Here is a 15173-nt window from a genome sequence, read left to right as displayed (position 1 = left end):
CAAATCCCCTTTATTTGTCCGCCATGTCTGCGTGACCGTCGTCCGCGAAAGGGAGTTGCGCTGCCTGATCGAAATCCCGCCGTCTGCTGCCGTTCCAGGCCCAGACCACAATTCCGACAAAGACCAGGAAACTCAGAACGGTGGAAACGCTCCGCAACACGTCCAGTTCCATGCGCATTCCTTTCAGCGGTAGCGAATGTCAGCGCGACTTGATCGCCGTGCCGAGAACTTGCAGGTAGGCGATTACCGCCTCCTGCTCCGTCTTGCCGCGAACGGTGTCAGCTGCAGCCGCGATTTCTTCGTCGGTGTACGGGACACCCACAGCACGAAGCGCCTTCATGCGGGCTGGCAGTCCATCGGCGGCAACTGCCGTCGCTTCAAGCCAGGGATAGGCCGGCATGATCGACTCAGGCACGACAGCGCGAGGATTGTTCAGGTGGACCGCATGCCAACGATCGGAATAGCGACCGCCAACACGAGCCAGATCCGGACCGGTGCGCTTGCTGCCCCATTGGAACGGATGGTCATAGACGAACTCGCCTGCAACCGAGTAATGACCGTAACGCTCCGTCTCGGCGCGGAAGGGGCGAATCATCTGCGAATGGCAGTTGTAGCACCCCTCGCGCTGATACACATCGCGGCCAGCAAGTTGGAGTGCGGTGTAGGGCTTGAGGCCGTCGACAGGCTGAGTCGTCGACTTCTGGAAGAACAGCGGAACGATTTCAACCAAACCGCCGAACAGGATCACGATGAGCGTCAGCACCAACAGCCAGCCGACGTTCTGCTCGATCAGATCATTCTTCAACTTCATTACGTTCTCTCCTCGGCTCAGTGCGCGTGGGCGGCGACAGCCGGGATGCGCGCGTCAACCGGTTGCGCGCCAGCGATGGTCTTCGCCATGTTCCAGCCCATCAGGATCATGCCGCTCAGATAGAGGACACCACCGCAGACGCGGATGACGAAGTACGGGTAGGTCGCTTTCACGCCTTCGACGAAGGTGTAGGTCAGCGTGCCGTCGGCATTCGTGGCGCGCCACATCAGGCCCTGCATCACACCGGCAATCCACATTGCGGCGATGTAAAGCACGACGCCGATGGTTGCGATCCAAAAGTGCAGGTTGATGGCCGGCACGCTGTACATCGTAGTGCGGCCGAAGACGCGCGGCAGCAGGTAGTAGATCGAGCCAATCGAGATGAAGCCGACCCAGCCAAGCGCGCCAGAGTGCACATGACCCACCGTCCAGTCGGTGTAGTGCGAGAGCGAGTTCACCGTCTTGATGGCCATCATCGGGCCTTCGAAGGTGCTCATGCCGTAGAACGAGAGCGACACGATCAGGAACTTGAGGATCGGATCGTCACGCAGCTTATGCCAGGCACCCGACAGGGTCATGATGCCGTTGATCATGCCGCCCCAGCTCGGAGCAAGCAGGATGAGCGAGAAAACCATGCCCAGCGACTGGGTCCAGTCGGGCAGCGCGGTGTAGTGCAGGTGGTGGGGGCCCGCCCACATGTACGTGAAGATCAGAGCCCAGAAGTGCACGATCGACAGGCGATACGAGTACACGGGACGTTCGGCTTGCTTCGGAACGAAGTAATACATCATTCCAAGGAAGCCGGCGGTCAGGAAGAAACCAACCGCGTTATGGCCATACCACCACTGAACCATCGCGTCTTGCACCCCGGCGTAGGCCGAGTAGCTCTTCCACATGGTGACAGGCACTTCAGCCGAGTTCACGACATGGAGCAGCGCCACCGCAAGGATGAACGCGCCATAGAACCAGTTGGCGACGTAGATGTGCTTGACCTTGCGGATGGCGATCGTGCCGAAGAAGTTGATCGCATACGCCACCCATATCAGCGTGATCGCGATGTCGATCGGCCATTCGAGTTCGGCGTACTCCTTGCCGGTCGTGATCCCAAGCGGCAACGTGAAGACAGCCGAAACGATGATTGCGTTCCAGCCCCAGAACGTGAAGGCAGCGAGCGCATCCGAGAACAGCCGGGTCTGGCAGGTACGCTGGACCACGTAGTACGACGTCGCGAAGAGCGCCGACCCACCGAAGGCAAAGATCACCGCATTGGTATGCAGCGGACGCAGGCGGCCGAAACTCAGCCACGCCGTGTCAAAGTTGAGTTGCGGCCAAGCCAGTTGGGCGGCGATGAGTACGCCAACCAGCATGCCGACAATGCCCCAGATCACCGTCATGACAGCGAACTGGCGCACCACCTTGTAGTTATATGTGCTTTCGCGAGTTGAAGAACCCATGGCACCCCTCGTGCAGACCTAGGAATTGGACCCAAAATCGGTATGAAATCGTAACCGTGCAGGGATTGACAGGCTTGACACCGATCAAGGCGCACCCCGGGCACGGACGATGCTTAGGTGGGACGTTCGTCGCGTGCTGTCGGCTCTTTCGGCCCGCCGCCGGGATCATCCTCGTCCTGCAAAATGCGCCACGCCGGCCCTTCGAGGTCGTCGAACTGGCCGTCCTTAGACATGCGCAAGAAGATCCACACTGCCGCGAAGACGATGCCGACCGACAGCGGGATGAGGATGAACAGGCTTTCCATACACGCAAACCCGACTAAGTCTAACGGATTCGTAACAGTCGCAAGGCGTTCAGCACCACCAGCAGCGAACTGAGCGACATCCCGAGACTGGCTACCCAAGGTGTTACCAGCCCGAAGGCGGCTGCCGGAATCGCCAGCGCGTTGTAGATCGAAGCCCACCAGAGGTTCTGCCGCGTCACCGACATCGCGGTAGCAGCGGCGCCGAAGGCCGTGTCGATCGCCACCAGATCACGCGACACCATCACCGCATCAGACGACACTTGGGCTATCTCGGCGCCTTCACTCATCGCGATCGAGACATCGGCGCCTGACAGCACGGGCGCGTCATTGATGCCGTCCCCGATCATCGCCACTCGCCCCCCTTCCGACTGAAGCTTGCGCACACGTTTGAGCTTCTGCTCAGGCAAAAGGCTGCCGTGCGCGGCATCGATCCCGACTGCTTGCGCGACCATTTCCGTGGCCGGCTGTCCATCGCCGGACATCAGCCAGACACGCAGCCCGCGAGCCCTGAGCCGAGCCACGAGTTGCGCGGCACCCGCCCTGACCGGAGCGGTCAACCGCCAGCGAGCGACTGCTACGCCATCGCGCGACAGCCAGACACCGTCGGTCATGTCGGCAACAGAAAAAGCGAGCGCGAACACGCCATTGCCGACTCGCCAGGCCGCGCCATCGACTGTTGCTTGCACGCCACGGCCAACGACGACTTCCCGCTCGGAGAGCGTCCTCTCGTTAATGCCGCGCTCGCGCGCACCACGGAGTAGCGCCCGTCCGACCGGATGCGTGCTCCCCACCTCCAGCGCCGCGACCATTTCCCAACAGTCGCGCTCGGGCAATTCGCCGACCACCTCGATCTCGGCGGAAAGCGTCGATTGCGTCAGCGTCCCGGTCTTGTCGAAGACGACGTCGGTCACGCCAGCCAATGCCTCAAGGGCGTCGGCCCTGGCCAGCAGTACCCCACGTCGGGAAAGCGCACTGATGGCAGCCGCGAAGCTCGCGGGCGTCGCGAGCGACAGCGCGCACGGGCAGGACACGACCAGCAGCGCGATCGCGATCGGCAGGGCGCGTTGCGGCTCGACGAACCACCAGACGACGGACACGAGCAGCGTGAAGACCAGCAGCCCGGCGAGAAACCATGAGGCGATGCGATCGGCAACGCGGCCGACGCGAGGCCGCTCACTCGCAGCGCGATCGATGAGTCGGCGCATGACCGACACGGTGCTGTCCGCCTCTATGCGCGCCACCGTGCCAGTGATCGGATCCCCGAGGTTCACGGCACCGGCGGGCAGGACATCACCGGGCCGCCGCGTAACCGGATGGGATTCACCGGTCAGCAGCGAGAGATCGAGTTGCGCCCTTTCGGACTGAAGCGCCATGTCCACCGGCAGAGCCTGGCCGGCCGCAACCTCGATGCATTCACCGGTCAGCAGTTCCTCGACTCGCACCGACTCGCGCGTCCCGCCGGCACCCAGACGGTCGACACGGCGAGGCGCCAGCCGCAACAGGCTGTCGACACCCTGCATCGCCTTACGCCGAGCCCCGACTTCCAGATACCGCCCCCAGAGCAGCAGGAACACGAACATCGTGATCGAGTCGAAATACACCTCACCCGCGTCGATTACGGTATGCCAGGTGCTCGCTATGAAGGCAGCAATGATCGCCAGGACCACCGGCACATCCATGCCGACCCGCCGGGCACGCAGGTCGCGCCACGCACCGGCGAACATCGGCGCAGCGGAATACAGCACCACCGGTGTGGTCAGCAGCAGACTGACCCAGCGGATCAGCGTCACGAACTCGGGCTCGATGTCGTCGCCGTGCAGGTAGAAGGGCACGACATACATCATCACCTGCATCATTCCCATGCCTGCCACGAAGAGCTGGCGGAGCATGCGTTGCTGGTTGGTCTTGATGAGTGCCTCGTGCCGGTCTACATCGAAAGGCCAGGCCCGGTAGCCCACGACATCGAGCGCATGCAGGATCTGCGAGAGCTTCACCCGCACCGGATCCCAGCGCAGCGTCGCGCGCTCGGTCATGAGGTTGATGTTGAACGACAACACGCCGGGCACACGGCCCGCTGCCTGCTCGCCCAGCCAGACGCAGGAGGCACAGCGGATCCCTTCCATCGTGAGCACGGCCTCGCGCTCGCCAGGTGCGGGTTCGCGCACGAAGCCACGCTGGAAGCGCTCGTCATCGAAGGCCTCCAGATCACGACCCGGGCGCGCCGCCTCGGCCTGCAGGGCCAGCGCTTCGCGCCGCGCGTAATAGGCGTCGAAACCGCCCTCGATGATCGTCTGCGCCACGGCCTCGCAACCATGACAACAGACAGGCTCCATGCGCCCCTTGAAATTGACGAACAGACCGAGCCTGGGCGGCACCGGAGCGCCGCAATGGAAGCACTCGGCGCGCTGACCCGCCTGCTCCGTCATCGAACATCTCCCGACGCGGTAGCCGGCGTGAGGCAGAACCATCCCCCCTGCTGCTGGACCACGGCGTTTGCACGCCAGAGTCCAAGCAAACCGAATGCGATCACGAACAGTCCGGCCACCACGCGCACCGCCGGACGGCGCCACCATCTGCCGCCACGCGACATCGCCAGGCCGAGCAGCAGCAGGTTGGGCAGCGTGCCCAGCCCGAAGGCGAGCATCACGGCCGCACCTCGTAGCGGGGACCCCGCCAGCATGGCGCTCAGGATCATCGAATAGATCAGCCCGCAGGGCACGAAACCCCAGAGCCCGCCCATCAGCACGCCCTGCCCGACGGATCGCACCGGCAGCAGGCGCCCGAGCACCGGCCGAAACGCCGACCACAGGCGCCCGCCGATACGCTCCACTTGCGCCAGCATGGGAAACATGCCGGTCAGGTAGGCACCCAGCGCGAGCAGAAAGAGATTGGCCAGCAGATAGAGCATGTGCTGCACCGGGAACACAGCGTCAGCCAGCAATGCGGCAGCACCGACCGATCCGGCGATCGCACCGATGAAGGCATAGGTCAGCAACCGCCCCGTGTTGTAGGCCAGTTGAAGCGCCAGACGGGAAACCGCCGGCGTGCTCACCTCATGACCGCCGACTACCGTCGCCGCCAGCGCCTCCCGATGCGTGACCACGGTGATCGGCGCGGGCTGCAGTGCGGGTCCCGAGACGCCGAGCGCCGAGACGATGCCGCCGCACATGCCGGCGCAATGCACGCCGCCCATCAGCCCAACGATGAAGGCGGAACCGGCGGTGACGGCAGAGGGAAAGGGGGCTGGGTGAGTCAGTAGATCAAGCATCGCGCCATTGTGCGCCAAGGCCCTTCCGGGCCTTCACGCGCCTCAGATGGTGCGCGAATAACGCATGACCTGTTCCTTGGCCGGTGTGCGCAGGTACTTGTCGAAGACCATCGCGATGTTGCGCACCAGCAGCCGGCCCTTCGGCGTCACGGTAATCCAGTCCTCGTCCATCGTGAGCAGACCGTCGCGTTCCATCGCGGCGAGATCGCGCAGCTCAGGGCCGAAGGTCTCGTCGAAATGGATCGGGTAGGCGGTCTCGATGGAACGCTTGTTCAGTTCGGCATGGCAGAGCAGCGTGTGGATGACGGTGCGACGCAGCAGGTCATCATGCGTAAGCGCGATGCCGCGCGCGATCGGCAGCCGCCCCTGATCAAGCGGTGCGTAGTACTCGGCGAGCGTCTTGGCGTTCTGGTGGTACGTCGGCCCGACGGCGCCGATGGCCGACACACCGAGCGCGATGAGATCGGCGTCGGCGTGGGTCGAGTAGCCCTGGAAGTTGCGATGCAGTCGGCCATGGCGCTGCGCGATCGCCAGCGTGTCCGTCGGCTTCGCGAAATGGTCCATGCCGATGTAGACGTAGCCCGCCTCGGTCAGCCGCATGATGCAGATGTGCAGCAGATCGAGCTTCTGGTCGGGCGACGGCAGGTCTTCAGCACTGATGCGCCGCTGCGGCTTGAACAGGTGCGGCAGATGCGCGTAATTGTAGATCGCGATCCGGTCGGGCGAGATGTCGAGCACCTGCTGGAGCGTCCGGTTGAAGCTGATGACGTTCTGGTGCGGCAGGCCATAGATCAGGTCGACCGACACCGAACGGAATTCATGCTCACGCGCGGCTGCGACCAGCTCCCTGGTCTGCTCGAAGCTCTGCTCGCGATGGACCGCCTTCTGCACTACCGGATCGAAATCCTGCACGCCGAGGCTGATGCGGTTGAAGCCGATCTGGCGCAGATGCGCGATGCGCTCGGGCGTGACGGTACGCGGGTCTACCTCGATCGAGAACTCACCCATCTGATCGGCCACGAGCGGAAAGGCATCGTCGATGGCGCGCATGAGGCATTCAAGCTGGTCATGCGAGAGATAGGTGGGTGTGCCACCACCGAAGTGCAATTGCTCAAGCTTCTGCTGCCCACCGAACAGCCCTCGGTGAATTGCCAGCTCTCTCAGGAGATAGCCGAGATATTCGTCAGCCTGCTCACGATGGCGGGTGACGATCTTGTTGCAGGCGCAGTAGTAGCAGATGGACTCGCAGAACGGCACATGCACGTACAGCGAGAGCGGGCGGCGATTGCCCAGCAACTTGCGTTGCTCGACGGCGAGCGCGTAATGCTCGGCGCCAAAGCCCGCATGGAAGCGGTCGGCGGTGGGATACGAGGTGTAGCGCGGGCCGGACCGATCGAGCCGCCTGATCAGCGGAGCGTCGAACTCGACGCCGGCAAACGCGTGGCCGACTTCGTGCACGATCGTCTCCTTTCAGATGCTTTTGGCCCCCGTTGCGGGAATGGAGCTGACTGTAAGCATCGGGCTGCCTGACGGGCTTGATATGCGTCAACGGCCTCCGGGCGGTAAGCACTGACCTGTCATTGCCTGCATGAAAGCCCGGTGATGACCCATTTCAGCGGCAATCGACACCAGGCGCGCAAATGCCGGTTGCCGTTACCAGATTGGAGACGGGCGCATGCACGGTGCCGATGCCGGCCCTGTCCGACTCGCGCATACCGATGGGGGGGCGAGACGCCGGCCTCGCAGCAATGCGCACCATTGCATGCCAATCCACCAATTCATGGATCTCGCCCCCTTCGCAAAGCGCACGCAGGACAGGCACATCGGAACTGTGCGCATTCGAACCGTCTTCGAGGACGGCTGGCATCGCGCGAAGCTGTCCCGTGTGAGCGACGAGCAGGAGCACCGCGCCTTGGACAAGGGGACTGCGCAAACCCACGAGCGCCAGCGGCCGGGTTCCCGGCGCCCCCACCTCGACCCCCAGCGGCAGCACGGCACGGCCAGCTTCGGAAACGCCGACGGTAAGCCTTTCGATGGCACGGCGCGGATCCTCGATCTGCCGGCCGACAAGACGCAGCCAGCCCGGATGCACCGCAATCCAGTCACGCATCGCCGCATTGATGCGAATCACACCGCCCTTGCCGGCGACCACCAGGAAAGGCAACTCGGCAACACCACGCGCAGGCAGACGTGCGGCCACGGTCTGGAGATGAGCGCGTACCGCCGTGGCGAGCCGTGATCCGGCGAGCGCCCATACGGCACGCTGCTCGGGCGAGGCATGCCGGAGCAGTTCACGGTCGTGCATGAGCTGCCCCAGCAGGCCATTGGCGCCGACCACGACCTGGGCGTCGGCAGGATCGAGATCAACCCGGTCGGACGTGACAACGTGAACCGGTTCGCCGTCGCGCCAGACCTCGTATCGCAGGCTGGGCTGCCCACAGGCGCGGGCAAGCACCTCGAGCATCGCGCGCCAGTTGCCGACGTCATCTTGGCGCTGGCTCACGGCATCGATCGCGGTCTCAAGCTGGTCGTACACGGACATGTCCACGGTCACCCCTCCATGCCCGTGTTCAGCATGGTCCATGCCAACGTACAAACGCGCCAAAGCCCCGTCGCACCCCTCAAATGCAGGATGCGATATGGCTCCAGCACCGTGAAACTTTTGCTCACAATGATCGATGCTGGAGGGACGAATGACGCAATCCAGAAGTGCACTCGTGGATCAAGCCCTCAGCTGGATGCGAGTCCGCGATGAACCAACCCCGGTTGCTGCGGGCACGTCTGCGGCAGGACGCGCGACGACGCGAATTCCGAGCCGGATCCTGCGTACCGGCCAGCCCGAGCGACGCTGTGTGGTGCTCGATCTCGCACCGACCAGCCCGATGGGGCTCAGGCTCGCCGAGGCGCTCACCGCGGCCTGCGACCGCGAACTGGGCTTTGCCGGGCGTCATGAGGCATTCACGAGCCAGGTCGCGGAGTCGGCCGCGATCGTCGTGGCCTGCGATTCACCGGATGACCTCGTCGCGCGCATCGCGGGCTGGCGCATCGCAAGCCCGCAGCTGGCGGTTATCGTTGCGCTCGAGCAGGTGAACGGCTCGATGCTGCGCGCACTCGTCGCCGCCGGCATCTGCGATTTCGTGGTCGCGCCCTTCGATGCGCAGCAACTGCGCGCGCGGATCGATGCCGCCATCGCCCGGGCCATGACCGACACCGTGAGAGGCCAGACCAGCGAATGGCCGCTCTTGGTCGGCTCGACGATGGCCTGCGAGGAATCGTTCCGCCAGATCAAGAGCCGCATCGTCGCGTCCTTCGAACGGGGCTACATCGAAGGGCTGTTGCGCCGCAGCGCGGGCAACATTTCCCAGTCGGCCCGGATGGCGCGCAAGAACCGACGGGCGTTCTTCGAACTCATCCGCAAGCACGACATCGACGTGACCGGCTTCCGTGAAGCCGAGTTACCCGCCGCCGAAGGCGCCCCCGGGCGTCGATGAAACAGAAGGTGTCCGCCCTCGGATCGGCAGACGGAAAGCGCCGACGACTTCGCATCCGTCCACCGTCATGGCCGCCAGCTCGGTCCTCCGCGACCGGGCGGGGCAGCTGAGTCGGCTCAAGCCGCAGCGCATCCGCGGCTGAACTCGGCGAAGGCGTCGAGCCTGGCGCGCGCGGCGCCGCCGTCGATCGCCCCGCGCGCCTTCGCGATGCCCTCGGCGATCGAGCCGACCACATCGCCCGCATACAGCGCCGCGCCCGCGTTGGCGAGCACGATGTCTCGCGACGGACCCGCCTCGCCGTCGAGCACGCCGAGCAGCCGCGCCTTCGACTCCTCGGCCGTCTTCACCTGGAGCGCGCCAAATTCGATCGGCGCGAAGCCGAGGTCCTCGGGGTTGAGCACGTATTCGCGCACCTCGCCGTCGCGCAGTTCACCGACGAGCGTCGGGCCGCTGAGCGAGATCTCGTCGAGCGCCGCGCCCGTCACCGCATCGCTGCCATGCACCACCAGCACATGCTTCGCGCCGAGCCGTTGCAGCACGCGCACCAGGATGCCGACCAGATCGCGGTGGAACACGCCCAGCAGCTGATGCTTCGCACCGGCCGGATTGGTGAGCGGCCCGAGGATGTTGAAGATCGTGCGCACCGCCAGTTCCTTGCGCACCGGCGCCACATGCTTCATGGCCGAGTGATGGTTGGGCGCGAACATGAAGCCGATGCCCACCTTGCGGATCGCGTCGGCGATCTGCTCCGGCGTCATCTTGAGGTTGACGCCGAGCTGCTCCAGCACATCCGCCGCGCCGGAGCTTGAGCTGGCCGCGCGGCCGCCGTGCTTGGCCACCGTCGCGCCCGCCGCCGCCGCGACGAAGCTCGCGCAGGTCGAGATGTTGAAGGTGTGCGAGGCATCGCCGCCGGTGCCGACGATGTCGAGCAGGTTGTCGAGTTCGGGCACCTCGACCTTGGTGGCGAACTCGCGCATCACAGTCGCGGCGGCGGCGATCTCGCCCACGGTTTCCTTCTTCACCCGCAGGCCCATCGCGAGCGCGGCGATCAGCACCGGCGACATCTCGCCGCGCATGATCTGGCGCATCAGCGACAGCATTTCGTCGTGAAAGATCTCGCGGTGCTCGATGCAGCGCGACAGGGCTTCGGCGGGCGTGATGGACATGGTCTGCGGTTCTGGTTCGTGGAGGTGAAACGGCGCGGCGCCGTGGCCGCGCCGCCGCTTGCAAGCGCTTTCAGGCAGCGACGAGCGCTGGCTGCTTCAGGAAGTTTTCGAGCAGCCGGTGGCCGTGCTCGCTCAGGATCGACTCGGGGTGGAACTGCACGCCCTCGATCTGGAACCGGCGATGGCGCACGCCCATGATCTCGCCGTCCTCGGTCCAGGCCGTCACTTCCAGACAGTCGGGCAGCGTCTCGCGCCTGATGGCGAGCGAGTGGTAGCGGATCGCGGTGAAGGGGCTTGGCAGGCCGGCGAACACGCCCTCGCCGATGTGCGTCACCGGCGAGGTCTTGCCATGCATCACCACCTTGGCGCGCACCACATCGCCGCCGAACACATGGCCGATGGCCTGATGGCCGAGGCACACGCCCAGCAGCGGCAGCTTGCCGGCAAAGTGCTGAATGACATCGCAGGAGATGCCCGCCTCGCGCGGCGAGCACGGCCCGGGCGAGATGCAGATGCGCTCGGGCGCGAGCCGCTCGATCTCGTCGAGCGTGATCTCGTCATTGCGCGCGACGCGCACGTCGGCGCCCAGTTCGCCGAAGTACTGCACGAGGTTGTAGGTAAAGCTGTCGTAGTTGTCGATCATCAGCAGCATGGAATCTCTCCGGTGTTCTTGAGGGACGGCGGCGTCAGAAGCGCTCGTCCAGACCTTCCTGGACCTGCTCGGCGGCGCGCATCACGGCGCGCGCCTTGTGCTCGGTCTCCTTCCATTCCATTTCGGGATCGCTGTCGGCGACGATGCCGGCGCCGGCCTGGGCGTAGAGCATCCCGTCCTTGACCACGCCGGTGCGGATGGCGATGGCCAGGTCCATCTCGCCGCCGAAGCTCAAGTAGCCGACCGCGCCGCCATACACGCCGCGCTTGACCGGCTCCAGCTCCTCGATGATTTCCATCGCGCGCACCTTGGGCGCGCCGCTCAGCGTGCCCGCCGGAAAGGTCGCCTTGAGCACGTCGAGATTGCTCAGCCCCTGCTTGAGCCGGCCCTCGACATTGCTGACCATGTGCTGCACATGGCTGTACTTCTCGGTCGCGAAGCGCTCGGTCACGACCACGCTGCCGGTGTCGGCGATGCGGCCGATGTCGTTGCGCGCGAGGTCGATGAGCATGACGTGCTCGGCCACTTCCTTCGGGTCGGCGGCCATCTCGGCGGCGAGACGGGCGTCCTCCTCGGGCGTGTTGCCGCGCGGACGCGTGCCGGCGATCGGCCGCACCACCACCTTGCTGCCCTCGCCCGCCGCGAGCTTCTCTTCGCGCACGAGAATCTCCGGGCTGGAGCCGACGACCTGGAAGTCGCCGAAGTCGTAGAAGTACATGTACGGCGACGGATTGAGCGAACGCAGCGCGCGGTAGAGCGTCAGCGGCGAATCGCGGAAGGGCTTGCGCAGCACCTGGCCGAGCACCACCTGCATCAGGTCGCCGGCCGCGATGTACTCCTTGGCCTTGAGCACCACGGCCTTGAAGTCTTCCTTGGCGAAATCGCGGCGGATCTCGGTCTGCATCGACGGCTTGCTGTAGGGGATGTCCACCGTCTTGCGCAGGCTCGCGTGCAGCTCGCGCAGCCGTGCCTTCGCACGCGAATAGGCTTCCGGCTCGGCGGGATTCGCGTACACGAGCATGTAGGTCTTGCCGGCGAGGTTGTCGACGATCACCAGCTCCTCGGTCAGCAGCAGCAGGATGTCGGGCACGTCGAGCGGATCGGGCTTGCCTTGCGGATGGATCTGCTGCGCGTGGCGTTCGAGGCGCGGCTCCATGTAGCGCACACAGTCGTAGCCGAAGTAGCCGGCCAGCCCGCCCGCGAAGCGCGGCAGCCCGGGGCGGATCGCGACCTTGAAGCGCGACTTGAATTCGGTCACGAAGTCGAGCGGATTGCCCTCGTGCGTCTCGACCACCTTGCCGTCGGTGACGACCTCGGTGACGTGCCCACGCGAGCGCACCACGGTGCGCGCCGGCAGGCCGATGAAGGAATAGCGGCCGAAGCGTTCGCCGCCGACCACCGATTCGAGCAGGAAGGAATGCGCGCGGCCCGACGGGTCGTGCGCGAGCTTGAGATAGAGCGACAGCGGCGTGTCGAGGTCGGCGAAGCATTCCAGCATCACCGGGATGCGGTTGTAGCCCTCGGCGGCGATCGCGTTGAATTCGATTTCTGTCATGGCTTGGCTGTGTGGAGCCGCGGCGCGCGCATGGCTTGCGCCGCGAGGCCCGCGCTGCGATGGCGAGCCCTGGGATGTTCTGCGTGGAATTGGCCTGAGGGGATTGAGGCGTCCTGGCCGGGACGCGCGAAGACGTTCACTGGCCCGAGGGCCAGCGCCACCAGCGCAGCTGCGCGAGATAGGAAGTCGTCTTCAGGGAAGGCATGGAACGTGGTGGTTCTTGGCTTCATTGGTCGGCCGGGCGGGGTGCGCGGCCGGGATGCTCGGTGCTACCGGACGGATCATGCAGCGAGGGCGATGCGGCCGCGATTACGGCCTGCCCTCATTGCGCGGCGTTGTAGCCGTCGATCCAGAGCGCGGCGTCGAGAAGCGTGGGGACTATAGCATCGGCCTCCAGCGACTCGACCGGGTGGCCTTCGTTGTAGCCGTAAGGCAGCAGCAGCACCTTGCAGCCGGCATTGCGGCCGGCGAGCGCGTCGTTCATCGAGTCGCCGATCATCACGGCGGATTCCAGCGCCACGTCCATCAGCGCGCAGGCATGGCGCAGCGGCTGCGGATCGGGCTTCTTCTGCGGCGTGTCGCCGCCGCCCACGAAGGCATCGAAGAAGTGTGCAAGCTGGAAGCGCTCAAGCAGCGGCCGCACCAGCTCGCTCGGCTTGTTGGTGACGACGGCGAGCTTGAGGCCGCGCGCGCGCATCACCGCGAGCCCTTCGGCCACGCCGGGATAGCGCCTGGCCGTCTTGCCGTTGAAGACGCGGTAGTGGTGCATGAACACCGGAAACCACTTCTCGACCTGGTCCTGATCGACCGGCGCGTCCATCGGCTGGCCGGACGACACGGCGAACGCGCGCTCGACGAAGTTGCGCGAGCCCTTGCCGATCATCGCGGCCGCGTCGTCGAAGCGCAGCGGCTCGGCGTCGATGGCCTGGCGCAGCATCGCGTTGCCGGCGTGGAGCATGTCCTCCACGGTGTCGAGCAGGGTGCCGTCGAGGTCGAGGAGCGCAGCGCGGATGGGATTCGTCATTGGCGTCGGAGGCGTGGAAGCTGGGCCGCGCGACCGCGACCCCGGAAAGGAGTGCGAAGCCTAGCCGCGTTTGCCGGCCGCCGGATGACGCGAAGATGCGCGGCGGCGGCATCCGCCACGCGACGGCGACGCGACTGCCCGGCATGCCACGCCGCAGCGAACCGGCAGTGACGTCGCCACGCGACGAGGCACCGCGCGACGAGGCACCGCGCGACGACGGACAGCCGATGCCGGCTCAGACCTCGCGGCCGCCGGCGAGCGCCAGCTCGTCGCGCATCTGCGCCACAACCACCGCGTAATCCGGCTTGCCGAAGATCGCGCTGCCCGCCACGAACGTGTCGGCGCCCGCCTCGGCGATGCGGCGGATGTTGTCGGTCTTCACGCCGCCGTCCACTTCGAGCAGCACCGGGTTGCCGCCCATCGCCACCTGCACGTCGATGAGCGAGCGCGCATAACCCAGCTTCGAAATCGTGCTTTCGATGAAGCTCTGGCCACCGAAGCCCGGGTTGACCGACATGAGCATCACGATGTCGATGTTCTTCAGCGTGTACTCCAGCCAGCTCAGCGGCGTGGCCGGGTTGAACACCAGGCCGGGCTTGCAGCCGAGGCTGCGGATGAGCTGGATCGTGCGATCCACATGCTTGCTCGCGTCGGGATGGAAGGTGATGTAGTCGGCGCCCGCCTTGGCGAACTGCGTCGCCAGCTCGTCCACCGGCTCGACCATCAGATGCACGTCCAGCGGCACCGGCGTGCCGTCAGCCTTCTTGCAATAGGGCTTGACCGCCTGGCAGATCATCGGCCCGAAGGTCAGGTTGGGGACGTAATGGTTGTCCATCACGTCGAAGTGGATGAAATCCGCCCCCCCGTCGATCACCGCCTTCACCTCGTCGCCGAGCCGCGCAAAATCGGCCGAAAGAATGGACGGGGCGATCCGGAAGGTACGCTCGTGGCTCATGGATTTCTCGCTTCTAGTACGGTGACGATGGCGGTCGGGCGGCGGATTCTAAGCCGGGCCCCGAAAACCGCCGCCGATCGCCCATACCACGCGTTACCCTATTGCGCCATGGATAAGCCCCGCTACGAAGTCGATATCACGGTCGTGACGCGCTACCTGCCCGAGCAGAGCGGCGCCGAGCGCGGTCAACACGCCTGGACCTACACGGTTCGCATGCGCAATGCCGGCAGCGTTCCAGCCCAGCTCATCTCGCGGCACTGGGTCATCACCGATGCCAACGGCGATGTGGAGGAGGTGCGCGGCCTCGGCGTCGTGGGCCAGCAACCATTGCTCGCGCCAGGCGAGACCTTCGAGTACACGAGCGGCACCGCGATCAGCACGCCGACCGGTTCGATGCACGGCGAGTACTACTTCACCGCCGAGGACGGCACGCAGTTCTCGGCACCGATCCCGATGTTCACCCTCGCGGCGCCGCACGCGCTGCACTGAGGC

At 65.4% G+C, this 15173-nt stretch carries 15 protein-coding genes; 2 read left to right on the top strand and 13 right to left on the bottom strand.

Annotated features, from left to right (window positions below; translation table 11 throughout):
• Nucleotides 1-10: 10 nt before the first annotated feature.
• From H566_RS0116975 to H566_RS0116940, 8 genes are all read right to left on the bottom strand, one after another.
• A complete protein-coding gene (locus H566_RS0116975; RefSeq protein ID WP_028312368.1) occupies nucleotides 11-172 on the bottom strand; it encodes a cbb3-type cytochrome oxidase subunit 3 in 162 nt (53 codons plus the stop codon).
• Nucleotides 173-199: 27 nt separating this feature from the next.
• Nucleotides 200-811: a cytochrome-c oxidase, cbb3-type subunit II gene (gene ccoO, locus H566_RS0116970; protein ID WP_028312367.1), complete on the bottom strand. Its 612-nt coding sequence runs from the start codon at nucleotides 809-811 to the stop codon at nucleotides 200-202.
• A 17-nt stretch (nucleotides 812-828) separates the two neighbouring features.
• Nucleotides 829-2265, bottom strand: a complete 1437-nt coding sequence (ccoN, locus tag H566_RS0116965) for a cytochrome-c oxidase, cbb3-type subunit I (protein ID WP_028312366.1) — start codon at nucleotides 2263-2265, stop codon at nucleotides 829-831.
• A gap of 113 nt (nucleotides 2266-2378) precedes the next feature.
• Nucleotides 2379-2570, bottom strand: a complete 192-nt coding sequence (ccoS, locus tag H566_RS0116960) for a cbb3-type cytochrome oxidase assembly protein CcoS (RefSeq protein WP_028312365.1) — start codon at nucleotides 2568-2570, stop codon at nucleotides 2379-2381.
• Between the two features lie 20 nt (nucleotides 2571-2590).
• Complete coding sequence (locus tag H566_RS0116955; protein ID WP_028312364.1) at nucleotides 2591-4996, bottom strand: heavy metal translocating P-type ATPase; 2406 nt, start codon at nucleotides 4994-4996, stop codon at nucleotides 2591-2593.
• Nucleotides 4993-5838, bottom strand: coding sequence for a sulfite exporter TauE/SafE family protein (locus H566_RS25950; protein ID WP_084545223.1), 846 nt, complete (start codon nucleotides 5836-5838; stop codon nucleotides 4993-4995). Before H566_RS25950 ends, H566_RS0116955 begins: the two co-directional genes overlap by 4 nt.
• A 42-nt stretch (nucleotides 5839-5880) precedes the next feature.
• Nucleotides 5881-7296 carry an oxygen-independent coproporphyrinogen III oxidase gene (hemN, locus tag H566_RS0116945; RefSeq protein WP_245591394.1) on the bottom strand — a complete coding sequence of 472 codons (1416 nt, stop codon included), beginning with the start codon at nucleotides 7294-7296 and terminating at the stop codon, nucleotides 5881-5883.
• Between the two features lie 154 nt (nucleotides 7297-7450).
• Nucleotides 7451-8374: a hypothetical protein gene (locus H566_RS0116940; RefSeq protein ID WP_156924483.1), complete on the bottom strand. Its 924-nt coding sequence runs from the start codon at nucleotides 8372-8374 to the stop codon at nucleotides 7451-7453.
• Nucleotides 8375-8555: 181 nt separating this feature from the next.
• Between H566_RS0116940 and H566_RS0116935 the strand changes: the two genes are divergently transcribed.
• Nucleotides 8556-9329, top strand: a complete 774-nt coding sequence (locus H566_RS0116935) for a hypothetical protein (protein ID WP_156924482.1) — start codon at nucleotides 8556-8558, stop codon at nucleotides 9327-9329.
• A gap of 116 nt (nucleotides 9330-9445) precedes the next feature.
• Here the strand turns inward: H566_RS0116935 and trpD are convergent, their stop codons facing one another.
• The 5 genes from trpD to rpe form a co-directional block, all read right to left on the bottom strand.
• Complete coding sequence (gene trpD / locus H566_RS0116930; protein ID WP_028312360.1) at nucleotides 9446-10495, bottom strand: anthranilate phosphoribosyltransferase; 1050 nt, start codon at nucleotides 10493-10495, stop codon at nucleotides 9446-9448.
• 70 nt (nucleotides 10496-10565) lie between these two features.
• Complete coding sequence (locus H566_RS0116925; RefSeq protein ID WP_028312359.1) at nucleotides 10566-11147, bottom strand: aminodeoxychorismate/anthranilate synthase component II; 582 nt, start codon at nucleotides 11145-11147, stop codon at nucleotides 10566-10568.
• 34 nt (nucleotides 11148-11181) lie between these two features.
• Complete coding sequence (gene trpE, locus H566_RS0116920) at nucleotides 11182-12702, bottom strand: anthranilate synthase component I (RefSeq protein ID WP_028312358.1); 1521 nt, start codon at nucleotides 12700-12702, stop codon at nucleotides 11182-11184.
• A 322-nt stretch (nucleotides 12703-13024) separates the two neighbouring features.
• A complete protein-coding gene (gene gph, locus H566_RS0116915; protein WP_028312357.1) occupies nucleotides 13025-13726 on the bottom strand; it encodes a phosphoglycolate phosphatase in 702 nt (233 codons plus the stop codon).
• 235 nt (nucleotides 13727-13961) lie between these two features.
• Nucleotides 13962-14681, bottom strand: a complete 720-nt coding sequence (gene rpe, locus H566_RS0116910; RefSeq protein ID WP_028312356.1) for a ribulose-phosphate 3-epimerase — start codon at nucleotides 14679-14681, stop codon at nucleotides 13962-13964.
• A gap of 108 nt (nucleotides 14682-14789) precedes the next feature.
• On the opposite strand from rpe, the gene apaG reads away from it, so the two are divergent.
• Nucleotides 14790-15170 (top strand): Co2+/Mg2+ efflux protein ApaG, encoded by a 381-nt coding sequence (gene apaG / locus H566_RS0116905; RefSeq protein ID WP_028312355.1) that lies wholly within the window; start codon nucleotides 14790-14792, stop codon nucleotides 15168-15170.
• Nucleotides 15171-15173: the final 3 nt, after the last annotated feature.

This window comes from Derxia gummosa DSM 723, assembly GCF_000482785.1.
In the GTDB taxonomy this organism is placed as follows: domain Bacteria; phylum Pseudomonadota; class Gammaproteobacteria; order Burkholderiales; family Burkholderiaceae_E; genus Derxia; species Derxia gummosa.
The sequence above is the reverse complement of the archived record's forward strand: the minus strand, read 5'-3'. Positions and strand labels throughout refer to the sequence as shown.